The 258-nt window shown below is 47.3% G+C and carries 1 rRNA gene; it reads left to right on the top strand.

Annotated elements, in window-relative coordinates:
- Positions 1-121 precede the first annotated feature (121 nt).
- Positions 122-258, top strand: a 23S ribosomal RNA gene (locus tag L977_RS18260); the annotation flags it as partial.

Raw genomic sequence — 258 nt, 5'->3', positions numbered from 1 at the left:
TTTGCTCTTTAAAAATCTGGATCAAGCTGAAAATTGAAACGACACACAGTTAATGTGTGTTCGAGTCTCTCAAATTTTCGCAAACCGATGATGAATCGAAAGAAACATCTTCGGGTTGTGAGGTTAAGCGACTAAGCGTACACGGTGGATGCCCTGGCAGTCAGAGGCGATGAAGGACGTGCTAATCTGCGAAAAGCGCCGGCGAGGTGATATGAACCTTTGACCCGGCGATGTCCGAATGGGGAAACCCAGTGTGAT

Source organism: Enterobacter sp. ZOR0014, from assembly GCF_000798855.1.
In the GTDB taxonomy this organism is placed as follows: Bacteria; Pseudomonadota; Gammaproteobacteria; order Enterobacterales; family Enterobacteriaceae; genus Enterobacter; species Enterobacter kobei.
Note: the sequence above shows the minus strand (reverse complement) of the source record. Positions and strands in the feature narration are given on the sequence as shown.